This window comes from Streptomyces sp. NPDC002701, assembly GCF_042889045.1.
GTDB lineage: Bacteria > Actinomycetota > Actinomycetes > Streptomycetales > Streptomycetaceae > Streptomyces.
In genome coordinates this window covers 461,406-474,655 of record NZ_JBIAQL010000001.1, presented here as the reverse complement: position 1 = coordinate 474,655, position 13,250 = coordinate 461,406, and the positions used below count along the sequence as shown (strand labels likewise).

Annotated in this window: 8 protein-coding genes; 1 reads left to right on the top strand and 7 read right to left on the bottom strand. The window is 71.9% G+C overall.

What is annotated here, in order from left to right:
• Positions 1 to 31 precede the first annotated feature (31 nt).
• On the bottom strand, positions 32 to 490 hold the full coding sequence (locus ACFYXC_RS01980) for a hypothetical protein (protein ID WP_388909135.1): 459 nt from the start codon (positions 488 to 490) through the stop codon (positions 32 to 34).
• A 241-nt stretch (positions 491 to 731) separates the two neighbouring features.
• Positions 732 to 1,934, bottom strand: coding sequence for a glutamate 5-kinase (gene proB / locus ACFYXC_RS01975; protein ID WP_389545760.1), 1,203 nt, complete (start codon positions 1,932 to 1,934; stop codon positions 732 to 734).
• A gap of 336 nt (positions 1,935 to 2,270) precedes the next feature.
• Here proB and ACFYXC_RS01970 point away from each other — a divergent pair, with 336 nt between their 5' ends.
• Positions 2,271 to 4,355 carry a hypothetical protein gene (locus ACFYXC_RS01970; protein ID WP_389545757.1) on the top strand — a complete coding sequence of 695 codons (2,085 nt, stop codon included), beginning with the start codon at positions 2,271 to 2,273 and terminating at the stop codon, positions 4,353 to 4,355.
• A gap of 206 nt (positions 4,356 to 4,561) precedes the next feature.
• On the opposite strand, the gene obgE is transcribed toward ACFYXC_RS01970, so the two are convergent.
• From obgE to ACFYXC_RS01945, 5 genes are all read right to left on the bottom strand, one after another.
• Complete coding sequence (obgE, locus tag ACFYXC_RS01965; RefSeq protein ID WP_388908885.1) at positions 4,562 to 6,001, bottom strand: GTPase ObgE; 1,440 nt, start codon at positions 5,999 to 6,001, stop codon at positions 4,562 to 4,564.
• A gap of 167 nt (positions 6,002 to 6,168) precedes the next feature.
• Positions 6,169 to 6,423 (bottom strand): 50S ribosomal protein L27, encoded by a 255-nt coding sequence (gene rpmA, locus ACFYXC_RS01960; RefSeq protein ID WP_006374707.1) that lies wholly within the window; start codon positions 6,421 to 6,423, stop codon positions 6,169 to 6,171.
• Positions 6,424 to 6,437: 14 nt separating this feature from the next.
• The gene (rplU, locus tag ACFYXC_RS01955; protein WP_149513635.1) at positions 6,438 to 6,758 is read right to left on the bottom strand and encodes a 50S ribosomal protein L21; all 321 of its coding nucleotides are present in this window, start codon (positions 6,756 to 6,758) and stop codon (positions 6,438 to 6,440) included.
• 214 nt (positions 6,759 to 6,972) lie between these two features.
• Positions 6,973 to 8,319, bottom strand: a complete 1,347-nt coding sequence (locus ACFYXC_RS01950) for a phospholipase D-like domain-containing protein (RefSeq protein ID WP_389545753.1) — start codon at positions 8,317 to 8,319, stop codon at positions 6,973 to 6,975.
• A 343-nt stretch (positions 8,320 to 8,662) separates the two neighbouring features.
• Complete coding sequence (locus ACFYXC_RS01945; protein ID WP_389545750.1) at positions 8,663 to 13,006, bottom strand: Rne/Rng family ribonuclease; 4,344 nt, start codon at positions 13,004 to 13,006, stop codon at positions 8,663 to 8,665.
• Between the last annotated feature and the right edge of the window lie 244 nt (positions 13,007 to 13,250).

Here is a 13,250-nt window from a genome sequence, read left to right as displayed (position 1 = left end):
GGAGATCACGGAGGCCGGGAGCCGGTCCGGACTAGAACGGGTGTACGCCCACCGGGGTGGCGGGCAGCGGCCCGTACCCCTCCGCGATCCGCTGGTGGTAGGTCTCGCGGTCGATGACCTCCAGGCCGACGATCTCCCAGGGCGGCAGCTTCGCGGTCTGGCGGTGCTCGCCCCACAGCCGCAGCGCGACCGCGGCCGCGTCGTGCAGGTCGCGGGCCTCCTCCCAGTAGCGGATCTCCGCATGGTCGTTGGCGTACCGGCTGGTCAGCAGAAAGGGGTGGTCGTGGGCGAGCTGTTCCAGACCGCGCCTGACCTCCTTCAGCGGGGCCTCGCCGCCCGAGACGCTGAGCGTGACGTGCCACAGCCTCGGCAGGTCCTGCGGCTCCTCGGCCTCGTACGTGTCACCGGCCGCGACGCTGGTGAGCGCCCGCTCCTCGCCGGCCGCGCGGGAGCCGGCAACACCGCGGGACACAGCCGTCCCAGGGCGCACTCGTCTCACGACGGCCTCCTTTACGCAATGGGTCCGCTCGGACTCAGGGGGTCTCCCTGAGACAAAGTTGAGCAGGTGGGAAGGCGCCGCGTGGCGCTTTTACCGAAGGTCCACCTCCGGGCAGGGGCTTTGTCCGGCGTTCCGCCCTGTTTTCGGCCCGGGGTCCGCCCGCCGGCCGGGCACCGGTCTCCGCGCGGGTACGCCACCGGGCGTACGCCCGGCGCACGGCGCCCCCGCCCCGTCACGGGTGCAGCAGCACCAGATCGTCCCGGTGGACGACCTCGCGCTCGTACGCGGGTCCGAGTTCGCGGGCCAGTTCGTGCGTGGAGCGCCCGATCAGCTGCGGGATCTCCTTGGCGTCGAAGTTGACCAGTCCCCGGGCGACCGCGCGCCCCCCGCCGTCGCGCAGCTCGACGGGGTCGCCCGCGCTGAAGTCGCCCTCCACGGCCGCGATACCCGCGGGCAGCAGTGACGTGCGCCGCTCGACGACCGCGCGCACCGCCCCGTCGTCCAGGACGAGGGCGCCCTGGGGGGTCGACGCGTGCTGGAGCCACAGCAACCGGTCGGCGGAGCGGCGGCCGGTGGCGTGGAAGTACGTACCGGTGTCCCGGCCCGCGAGGGCGTCCGCGGCGTGGACCGCGCTCGTCAGCACCACCGGGATGCCGGCCGCGGCCGCGATCCTGGCCGCCTCGACCTTGGTGACCATGCCTCCGGTGCCGACGCCCGCCTTGCCCGCGCTGCCGATGTCGACGTGGGCGAGGTCGGCCGGAGTGCGTACCTCCGCTATCCGCGACGTACCGGGCCGGCTGGGGTCGCCGTCGTACACGCCGTCCACGTCGGAGAGGAGGACCAGCAGGTCCGCACGGACGAGATGGGCGACGAGGGCCGCGAGGCGGTCGTTGTCGCCGAAGCGGATCTCGTCCGTGGCGACGGTGTCGTTCTCGTTGACGACCGGCAGGGCGCCCATGGCGAGGAGTTCGTCGAGGGTCCGGGAGGCGTTGCGGTGGTGGGCGCGGCGGCTCATGTCGTCCGAGGTGAGCAGCACCTGGCCGACGCGGATGCCGTACCGGGCGAAGGAGGCGGTGTAGCGGGCGACCAACAGGCCCTGGCCGACGCTGGCGGCGGCCTGCTGGCGGGCGAGGTCCTTGGGGCGGCGGCGCAGTCCCAGCGGGGCGAGCCCCGCGGCGATGGCACCGGACGAGACGAGGACGACCTCCCGCTCGCCCGCCCGTCTCCCCCCACCGCCCTCGACCGAGGCCCCGCGGGCCGCCCCTTCCGCATGGCTCTTGGCGAGTACGTCGACGAGGGCGTCCACCCGGTCGGCGTCGAGGCCACCGGACGCGGTGGTCAGGGACGAGGAGCCCACCTTGACGACGATCCTGCGGGCTTCCACGACACCCTGCCTGCTTGCCGCCTGCCTAGCCGCTGACACGCTGTACCCCAATGTTCCGACCTGCCCGGTCCGTGCAATCTACGGGACGGCGGGCGGCGGCCGCCCCCGCGTTTCGCGTGCCGGACGTCCACGCGTGACGAGTGGCCGGCGGCGTGGACGTGCGGTGCGCGTGGAGTGGCGGGCCGGAGGAGACGAGAGGCCATGCCCCATGGGCCTTCGTCGTTTTAAACCCATATCCGGTGATAGTTCTCACGCAAGATTGCTAGGCGGCCCGCAGAAGTCATACGGTCAGGGATCGGCCTCTCCCGTACACACCCCAGGGAGGTACGGCGAGGCCCGACCTCCACGCTTCCCCCATCCGCCGCACCCCTCGCAGGAGCCCATTCCGTGCCCTCCGCCGGACTCGCCCCCCGCCGCATCGTGCAGCTGTTCACGCTGTTCTCGATGTTCGCGCTCTTCACGGCTCAGATCGTCGCCGCTCTGCTGCCGAACGTCCCGGTGTTCGTCGCCGTGAGCGCTGCGGGCCTCGCCCTCGACGTGTTCCTGCAGTACCGGGACCCCGGACTGCTCTCGCTGCTCGGCAAGGTCCGCTTCGACGCCACGGTCCGGCAACTGCTGCGCGACATGCTGATCCTGGTGGGGCTCCTGCGGATCGACGGCATCGACCCGACGCGCGAGCAGGCACCGCTGCTGGTCGGGCTGTGCGTCTTCTACGCCCTGCACTTCGCCTGCCAGGCCGCCGCGGTCATGGTCCGCCGCACCCGCACGCTGCCGATCGTCACCCGGAACATCGACGCGTCCGCGCTGCGGCTGACCGCCGCGCCGCCGCGCATCCTGGCCCGCCGCCCCGGTCACCGGCTGCTCACCTTCTCCGTCCCGACCACGGTGGGCCTGATCCTCACCGCGGCCACCGAGGACGCCCTCTGGGGCGCCGTCGGCCTCGGACTCGCCCTCGCCCTGATCGGGGGCGGCACGGTGTACCTCGCCTCTTGGCTGCTGCCGAAGAAGCGCGCCATGAGCGAGCAGAAGGTCATGGAGTGGCTGGACGCGTGGCTGGCCGAGTACCGGCCGACGGTCGCCATGTACTTCTCCGGCGGCACGACCTCCGCGTACCAGGCGAACATGTGGCTCTCCACCGTCTCCGCGATCGACGCGAAGCCGCTGATCGTGCTGCGCGAGCGGTTCATGGTGCAGAAGATCGACGCCACCGACGTGCCGGTCATCTGCTTCCCGAAGGTGTCGACGATGTTCTCGCTGGAGAACTCGACGCTGAAGATGATGCTGCACCCGGCCAACGCCGCGAAGACCTCGCAGGTCCTGCGCATCCCCACGGTCAAGCACGCCTTCATCAACCACGGCGAGAGCGACAAGCTGTCCTCCTGCAACCCGTACGCGAAGGCGTACGACGAGGTGTGGGTGGCCGGTCCCGCGGCCCGCGAGCGGTACGCGCTGGCCGAGGTCGGCGTCGAGGACAAGGACATCGTGGAGGTCGGCCGCCCGCAGCTCGCGCCGATCCGCCCGTACTCGGGGGCGCCGACGGGCACGTTCACGACCGTGCTGTACGCCCCCACCTGGGAGGGCTGGGACGGCAACCCCGGCAACACGTCGGTGGTGCTGGCCGGCGAGAACATCGTGCGGCGGCTGCTGGCCGACGACGGCGTACGGCTCCTCTACAAGCCGCACCCGATGACCGGTTCCGTCGACCCGCGCGCGGGCGCCGCGAACGAACGCATCAAGGCGATGATCCGCGCGGCCAACACCAAGCGGTCGGGGGCCCGTCCGGGTGCCGGTGCCGCCGCCGAACTCGCGCGCCGTACGGCCGAGCTGGACAGGCTGACCTCCACCGCCTTCCGGGAGAGCGCCGACGAGATGGAGCGGATGCTGCTCCAGGGGGCGCCCCGGAGCGACCGCGAGGCCGCCATCACCGAGGCCACGCTGGCCTGGGAGAAGGCGTACTGGGCGTCCTTCCCCGAGTGGGAACACCAGATCGTCACGGAGGCGCGGCCTGCCATCTTCGCCTGCTTCAACCAGGCGGACCTGCTGATCAGCGATGTCTCGTCGGTCGTCTCCGACTGGCTGTCGAGCGAGAAGCCGTATGCGGTGGCCAACACCTCGGGGATGTCCGAGACGGCGTTCCGCACGGGGTTCCCGACGGTGTCCGCCGGGGTCGTGCTGACGCCCGGCGCGGAGGAGGTTCCGGCCCTCCTGGAGTCGGTCCGCCGTCCTGAGAAGGACGAGTTCACCGCTGCCCGTGCCGCGCTGAAGGAGCACCTGCTGGGTCCGTCCGACCCGCCGTCGATCGTCCGCTTCAACGCGGCGATCGACGACCTGTGCCGGAAGGCCGACGAGCGGCGGGTGCGGATGGAGTCGCGGCTCGCCGCGGAGATTCCTGCGCAGCGGTCGGCGAAGGTGGACGCGGCGGAGGAGGCCGCGCAGGATCCCAACGAGGCGGAGGACTCGGTCAGCGCGTAGCCGCTACCGCGGAGAGCAAGTGAGGACGGGGGGCCCGGATACTCCGGGCCCCCCGTCCTCGTCCGCCGCACGCCCCCCGCCGCCCCGGTGGGGGCTGACCGCGCCGTTCCCCGCGCCCCTATGTGGGGGCGCGGGGAACGGCGCGACAAGCCCCCACCGACCCGCAGGCAACAGACGGCTCGCCCCGGAGGGAAGGGTGGCGCGGGTCAGAACGGGTTGAAGTCGTCGAACTCCTGGTCCGCCTCGTCCCGCTCCGCTTGCCGGTCACGCCGCCGCTGCGCGGCAGGCCGAGGCGCCTCGAACCGGTGGTCCTCACCACGGCGCCCGAGCATCTCCGCCCCCGCCATCACCGTCGGCTCCCAGTCGAAGACGACCGCGTTCTCCTCGGGCCCGATCGCGACCCCGTCACCCGACCGCGCCCCCGCCTTCATCAGCGACTCCTCGACCCCGAGCCGCGCGAGCCGGTCGGCGAGGTAGCCGACGGCCTCGTCGTTGCTGAAGTCGGTCTGACGGACCCACCGCTCCGGCTTCTCGCCGCGCACCCGGTAGAGCCCGTCCTCCTCCTGCACCACGGTGAACCCGGCGTCGTCGACAGCCTTCGGCCGGATGACGATCCGCGTCGCCTCCTCCTTCGGCTTCGCCGCACGCGCCTTCGCGACCAGCTCGGCCAGGGCGAAGGACAGCTCCTTGAGCCCGATGTGCGCCACCGCCGAGATCGCGAAGACCTGGTAGCCGCGGGCCTCCAGGTCGGGGCGGACCATCTCGGCCAGGTCCTTGCCGTCGGGCACGTCGATCTTGTTCAGGACGACCAGCCTCGGCCGCCGGTCGAGACCGCCGCCGTACTGCTTCAGCTCCTCCTCGATGACGTCGAGGTCGGAGACGGGGTCACGGTCCGACTCCAGGGTCGCGGTGTCGAGGACGTGGACGAGCACCTCGCAGCGCTCCACGTGCCGCAGAAACTCCAGCCCCAGGCCCTTGCCCTGGCTGGCCCCCGGGATCAGCCCGGGCACGTCGGCGATGGTGTAGACGGTCGAGCCGGCCGTCACCACGCCGAGGTTGGGGACGAGCGTGGTGAAGGGATAGTCGGCGATCTTCGGCTTCGCCGCCGACAGGACCGAGATCAGCGAGGACTTGCCCGCGCTCGGGTAGCCGACCAGCGCCACGTCCGCGACGGTCTTGAGCTCCAGGACGATGTCCTGCGCGCCCCCCGGGACGCCGAGCAGCGCGAACCCGGGCGCCTTACGGCGCGCCGAGGCCAGCGCCGCGTTGCCGAGGCCGCCCCGGCCGCCCTCCGCGGCCACGTAGGTCGTGCCGTGGCCGACGAGGTCCGCGAGCACGTTCCCGGCCTTGTCCTGGACGACCGTGCCGTCCGGTACGGGCAGGACCAGGTCCTGCCCGTCCTTGCCGGAGCGGTTGCCGCCCTCGCCGGGCCGGCCACTGGTGGCCTTGCGGTGCGGGGAGTGGTGGTAGTCGAGGAGCGTGGTCACGGACTGGTCGACGACCAGGATCACGTCACCGCCACGGCCGCCGTTGCCTCCGTCCGGGCCACCGAGGGGCTTGAACTTCTCCCGGTGGACGGAGGCACAGCCGTGACCTCCGCTACCCGCGGCGACATGCAGCTCGACGCGGTCCACGAAGGTGGTCATGGGATGTGCCTCCAGTTACGTACGGAAATCTCTCATCGATGATCACCTCGCGGTCACGGCGATCCTCGCGGATCCACGCGACTCAGTGATCACTACTCAGGTGAAACACGCGAAAGGCGGACCCGCTTCCCGTGGGGGAAGTGAGGTCCGCCTCGCGAAAGATCCGGTCAGGCGACCGGAACGATGTTCACGACCTTGCGGCCACGGTGCGTACCGAACTCGACCGCACCGGCGGCCAGCGCGAACAGCGTGTCGTCCTTGCCACGGCCGACGCTCGCGCCGGGGTGGAAGTGGGTGCCACGCTGGCGGACCAGGATCTCACCGGCGTTGACGACCTGACCGCCGAAGCGCTTCACGCCGAGCCGCTGAGCATTGGAGTCGCGACCGTTCCGGGTGGACGATGCGCCCTTCTTGTGTGCCATCTCTCCTCAGTCCCTTACTTCGCAGCCGCGGGGATCTCAGTGACCTTGATCGCCGTGTACTGCTGGCGGTGGCCCTGACGACGGCGGTAGCCGGTCTTGTTCTTGTAGCGAAGGATGTCGATCTTCACACCCTTGTGGTGATCCACGACCTCGGCCTGGACCTTGATGCCGTCCAGCACCCACGGGTCGCTGGTCACGGCGTCACCGTCGACCACGAGCAGGGTCGAGAGCTCGACCGTGTCGCCAACCTTGGCAGTGGAAATCTTGTCAACCTCAACGATGTCGCCGACAGCAACCTTGTGCTGGCGGCCACCGCTGCGCACGATGGCGTACACGCGGATCTCACTCTCACTCGAAATCGGAATCCCCGCAGTCCAGCCGCCGAAGCCGAAGGAGACAGACGGCCTCTCCCGGGACACAGGGCACGAGCCACCGGAAGGAAGAGGTTTACGGGAATGTGGTGTGTTCAGTGAACACACCGAGGGTCAAGGTTACGGGGCCCCGACCAGGGGGTCAAACCGGCCCCGCACCGCCCTCCGACCGGGCGGTCTAGGTGGGCTCGCCGTCCGCCGGCAGCGGCTTCACGCCCTTGCACAGGTCCGTGGTGTCCGCGGTGCCCGGGTAGGCGACCTTGGTCACCCGGTCGAAGTGGACCCTGTACATGTCGTGCACGGCGTCGTCGTCGACCTTCACGATCGACTCGTCGTTCTCGCGCAGCGCCGGCCCCGTGTAGTTGCCGGAGCCGGTGAAGCTGACCTTGTTCCGCACCCCGTCGTACATGCCGTCCACCAGGATGTACTTGGAGTGGATGATGTAGGGCGTGACCAGCTTCTTGCCGGGGTTCAGCGGGTCCCGGTCGTCGTTGTAGCAGCGTACGGTCGGGCCCCCTGAGGTGTGCATCTTCTCCCAGGTGCCCTTGGTGCCGCCGCTGCTCTTGGCGCTGTCCGACTCCGCGTAGACGATGCTCACCGAGCAGCCGGCCTTCTTCAGGTCGACCAGCTTCTCCGCGATCGCCAACCGGGTGATCTTGAAGATCGCCACCCGCACCTTGGTCGACTGGGTGACGCCCGCGGTGTCCTTGTACTTGCAGGTCACGTTGTTGAGGATCGAGTACACCGTGTCGGTGGCCCGCGTGTTGCCCGCCCGCGGGAAGAAGTACGCCTTGTAGAGGCCGTTGCTCACCGTTCGGTAGTTCCAGGACTCCCAGTCCTGCGCGACCATCGTGTCGAAGTAGTCCGCGTACGCGTCGTACATCGTCGGGTTGTTCGGCAGCAGCAGCGCGTCGTTGAAGAAGCGCGTGTGCGCGGACGGCGTGGAGTTCGAGGTGGTCTCGACGACCACGTTCGTGGCACCCTCGACCGCCGAGAACAGCCAGAACTTGTTGTGCATGATCGACTGCCCGAACTGCGGGTCACCGAGGCACGACTTCTTCACGGGGCAGGTCGCGACGTACGAGCCCTGCGTGCGGTCCGTGCCGAGTCCCGAGGCGAGCATCCCGTACGCGGCGTTGGTCGGGCGGTCGCTGACACTGGACTCGTCGAGGAGCACCTGCACGTCCACACCGCGGTTCCGGGCGGCGACGAGCGCGTTCACCACGCCGGTCTCCCAGACGTGGTAGACCGCGACCTTGATCGTGGAGCCGGGCAGCGCGGAGTTCGTCAGCTCGATCAGCCGCGTACGGATCGCGGCCTGCTGGTCGGCGGTCCCGAGCGGATCGTTGAAGATCGGCCCCTCGGTCCACCTGGGGTTGTCGACGGCCTCCGCCGCACCCGCCGACGCGACGGCCTGCACGCCCGCCGCGGACAGCACCGTCGCCAGCGCGACGGCCTGACGGCCTCCCTTGACCGGCTTCACAGCACGGTGCCGCCCGGTGCCCTGCAGGCGCACGCGCGCCATGTGATCCCCTCCCCTGACACGTGTGAGCGTCCTCCCCGACGCGCACGCGTGTGTGCGTACCCATGAATGCATGAGTTTTACAGGTAAGTGATCGTGCTCCAAGAGGCGGGGGTGTGAATGTGATGTCTTCGATGCCCCCGAAAACAGGTCACACCCCGTCAAAACAGGTGCCTTGTACGGCGGTTCAGGTAACTGAACAAGTCGTACGGGTGACGACGGCACCTCGGCCGCGTTGACCCGCGGGCGGCCCGGCGGGTACACGAACGCCCCCCGGCCGGCGGGGTGACCGCCGGCCGGGGGGGCGTCCGTGCGGGGCTCGCGCCCCGGGTGGTACCTGACCCCGTCAGTCCTCGTCGGTGGAGGCCGTGACGGTGGACGGCGTCTGCTGCTCCGCCGCCGCGGTCTTCTTCGACGTCGACTTCGCGGCCGTCTTGGTGGTCTTGGCCGCCTTCTTGGCCGTGGTCTTCTTGGCGGCCGTCTTCTTGGCCGCCGTCGTCGTCTTCTTCGCGGCGGCCTTCTTCGCGGTCGCCTTCTTGGCCGTCTTGCGGGCCGTCTTCTTCGCCGGAGCCGCCTCCTCGCCCTCGGCGGACGGCGCCGACGACGGTTCCGCCGGGGCCTCGGCGGGTGCCTCGGCGGCCTGCGCCGGGGCTTCCGACGCCGACGACGGGACGACCACGACGGCGGTGTCCGCGGACGAGGTCGGCGCGGTGGCCTTGCGGACCGCACGACGCCTCGGACGGGCCGGGGCGGCGCTGTCCGCGACGGGCTCCGCCGCGGGCTCGGGCCGGGCGGCCTGCTCCACAGCGGGCTCGGCGGGCGCGACGGGCGCGGCGACCGGCTCGGTGACCGTCACGACGGCCTCCTCGGCCGCCGTGGGCGAACCGGCGGGCGCCGAGACCTTACGGGTCGCCCGACGGCGCGTACGGCCCTTGGGAGCCGCGTCGTCGACGGCGGGCGCCTCGGCGGCAGGGGCCTCGACGGCGGGCGCCTCAGCCACCGGGGCCTCCACCACCGGGTCCTCGGCGGCGACGGGCGCGGCCTGCGCGACCGCGGCCGGCTCCTGCTGCACGGGACGCTCGACCTCGTCCTGCGGCGTCACGGACTGCGCGGTCGGAACCTCGCCGCGACGCTCGGACCTGCGGGACTCGGACCTCGGGGCACCCGCGGGAGCGGACGCGCGCCGGCTCGCCCGGCGACGCGAACGGCCACCACGCGTGGCCGCGGCCTCCGCCTCGGCGGCGCTGCTGTAGAGCTCCTCGTCCGGTACGAACTCGGGCTCCGCGAGCGCGACCGGCTCGGCGACCTCGGCGGCGACCTCGGCAGCCGTCTCGACCGGATCGACCGGATCGGCGATCTCCGCCTCGTGGTCGGGCGTGTGATCGTGCGCGTGGTCGTGCTCGTGGGTCTGCTCGGCACCGCCGCGACCGCGCTTCTTGCGCTTGCCGCCGCCTCCGGCGGAGGTCGGCTGCTCCATGTGCACGATCACGCCACGGCCGTTGCAGTGGACGCAGGTCTCCGAGAACGACTCCAGCAGGCCCTGGCCGACCCGCTTGCGGGTCATCTGGACGAGGCCCAGCGAGGTGACCTCGGCCACCTGGTGCTTCGTACGGTCGCGGCCCAGGCACTCCAGGAGGCGTCGCAGCACCAGGTCCCGGTTGGACTCCAGGACCATGTCGATGAAGTCGATGACGACGATGCCGCCGAGGTCGCGCAGCCGCAGCTGGCGCACGATCTCCTCGGCCGCCTCCAGGTTGTTCCTGGTGACCGTCTCTTCCAGGTTGCCGCCCTGACCGGTGAACTTGCCGGTGTTGACGTCGATCACGATCATCGCTTCGGTCTTGTCGATGACCAGCGAACCACCGCTGGGCAGCCAGACCTTGCGGTCCAGCGCCTTGGCGAGCTGCTCGTCGATCCGGTACGTCGCGAAGACGTCGACCTCCGAGGTCCACCGCGACAACCGGTTCGCAAGGTCGGGCGCCACATGGGCGACGTACCCGTGGATGGTGTCCCACGCCTCGTCGCCGCTGACGACGACCTTGGAGAAGTCCTCGTTGAAGATGTCGCGGACGACCCGGACGGTCATGTCCGGCTCGCCGTAGAGCAGCGTCGGCGCGTTCGAACTGCCGCCGCTCCTCGCCTTCTTCTGGATGTCCTCCCACTGCGCCTGGAGCCGCTCGACGTCACGGCGCAACTCGTCCTCGCTGGCGCCCTCGGCGGCGGTGCGCACGATGACGCCCGCGTCGTCCGGGACGATCTTCTTGAGGATGGTCTTCAGACGGGCGCGCTCGGTGTCGGGCAGCTTGCGGCTGATGCCGGTCATGGAGCCCTCGGGCACGTAGACCAGGTAGCGGCCGGGGAGCGAGACCTGGCTCGTCAGACGGGCGCCCTTGTGGCCCATCGGGTCCTTCGTGACCTGCACGAGGACCGACTGGCCGGACTTCAGGGCGCTCTCGATGCGCCGCGGGCCGTTGGCCATGCCCAGCGCCTCGAAGTTGACCTCGCCGGCGTACAGCACGGCGTTGCGGCCCTTGCCGATGTCGATGAAGGCGGCCTCCATCGACGGCAGCACGTTCTGGACCTTGCCCAGGTAGACGTTGCCGACGTACGAGGTCGACTGCTCCTTGTTGACGTAGTGCTCCACGAGCACGTCGTCCTCGAGGACGCCGATCTGGGTGCGCTCGCCGCTCTGGCGGACGACCATCACCCGCTCGACGGCCTCACGGCGGGCCAGGAACTCGGCCTCGGTGATGATCGGGACGCGGCGGCGGCCCTGCTCGCGGCCTTCACGGCGGCGCTGCTTCTTGGCCTCGAGGCGCGTCGAGCCCTTGATGGACTGCACCTCGTCCGAACCGTCGTGGGCCCGCTCCTCCTTCTTGCGGGGCTCACGGACCTTGACGACGGTGCGCTCGGGGTCACTGTCGCCGACGGGCTCGGCATCGCCGGAGGAGTCCCCGGCGCGACGGCGGCGACGACGACGGCGACGGCTGCTGCTGCTGCTGGAGCCGCCGGACTCCTCGTGCTCGTCCTCCGCGTCGACGTCCTCCTCGGCCCGCTCGGCGGTGTCCTCGGTGTCCGCGGTGTCCTCGACGGCCCGGGCGGCGCGCTCGCCACGATCGGCCTGCCCGGTCTGCTCGACCGGCTCGGACGGCTCGCCGCCGAAGTCGTCGTCGGCGTCCGCGGAGTCGCCCCGGCGGCGGCGACGGCCACCACGGCGGCGACGGCGGCGCGACCCGGTCTCCTCGCCGTCGTCACCGTCGGCCGCGTCCTCCAGGGCCTCCGCCGGCTCCTCCTCGACAGGCTCCTCGTCGAGGGCGTCCTCGACCTCCGGGGCACGCTCCACCGGGGTCCGCTCGACCGGGGAGGCGGGCTCCTCGGCCTTCCTGCGGCGGCGACGGCGCGACCCGCCGGTCTCCTCCTCGACGACCACGGGGGCGGCCTCCTGGACCGGCTCCGTGACCTCCTCGGGCTCGTCGGCGGCCTCGGCCGCCGCAGCGGCCGCGGCACGCTCGGGCGTCTGGAACATCGGCTCGGTGAAGACCGGTGCCTGGAAGACGGCGACGGCGGGGCGCGCGGGACGCCGGGCCGACTCCTCCTCCTCGGCGGTCTTGCGCGGGGCGGGCGCGGAGAAGCCTCCGGCCGCCTTACGGGTGGCGCGGCGGCGGGCACGACGGGGGGTGGCCTCGTCGGCGTCGGCGTCGGCGGGGGTCCCGGCCTCGGCGGACCGGTCGTTCTCGGCGGCGGCCACGGGGGCCTCCCTGCGCTCGTCGCGAGCAACGGCCTCGGTGGGCTCGGTCGCGGAGGGGGTCTCGGTGCGCGCGGTCCTGGACCGGGTGGCACGGCGAGTGGGTTCGGCGGCGGCCTCCACGGGCGCCTCCAGCGGACTCTCGGTCTCCGCCTGGGGGCTCTCGGTCTCCGCCTGGGGCGTACCGGCGGGGGCGGTGGCCCGGCGCGTGGCACGACGGCGCGCACGCGGGGCGGGAGCGGCCTCGGTCTCGGCGGCCGGGGCTTCCTCGGCGGCCGGAGTCACGGCGGCGGCGACCGGGGCCGGGTCCGTGGCCTCCTCGGCAGCGGGCGTTTCGGCCACGGGTGTCTCGGCGGTCACCGGAGCGGCCTCGGCGTCGGCCGTCTGCGGCGCACCCGTGGGGGCTGTGGCCCGGCGCGTGGCACGACGGCGCGCACGCGGGGCGGGAGCGGCCTCGGTCTCGACCGGGTCTCCAGCCGTCTCGGACGGCGTCTCCACCGCCGGTGCGGCGGCGGTCTCGGCGGTGGCGGCCTCGGCTGCCTCGTCGCCCGGCGCGGCGGAGATGGTGGAGGCGGTGGCGTCAGGCGTCTCGGCGGCCTGTGGCGCGCCCGCGGGGGCGGACGCCCGGCGTGTGGCACGACGGCGCGCACGCGGGGCGGGAGCGGCCTCGGCGGTCACCGCGGCCGCTGCCGTCCCGGCTGCCGCTGGCGTCGTCTCAGCTGCCTCTTCTGTCTCAGGCGCCTCGTCCGTCACGAGGTCGGCGGAGCTGCCGGCCGCTGTGGCCGGCGCCGTGGCCTCTGCCCCGGCGGTACCCTCGGCGTTCCCCGAGGGCGGCCCGGCCGGGCGGGAGGCGGCGCGACGGCGGCGGCGTGGCGGCAGCGTGTCGCTGGGGGTGTTGTCGTCGGAACCCTTCACGGGCTCGGTCGATTCGGTCGGCTCGAGCATGCGGGTGGATCTCCCGTCAGGCTCCCGGGCGCCGCGGATCCGGTGACGTCCGCGGCTCGCGCGTTGCGCGGTGCCGCCGTCCGGGGCGCGGGCGCCGCACGGGAGCTCTCTGTGTCCTGTCTCGCCGGTTCCGTATGCCCTGTGTGCGTACGGCCTGGCGAAAGTCTTCTGTGTCGGTGCGCTGCCCGACCCAGGTGGCTCCCGGATACGAGGGCGGCGCTTCGACGTCCGTCCCTACGCGGGA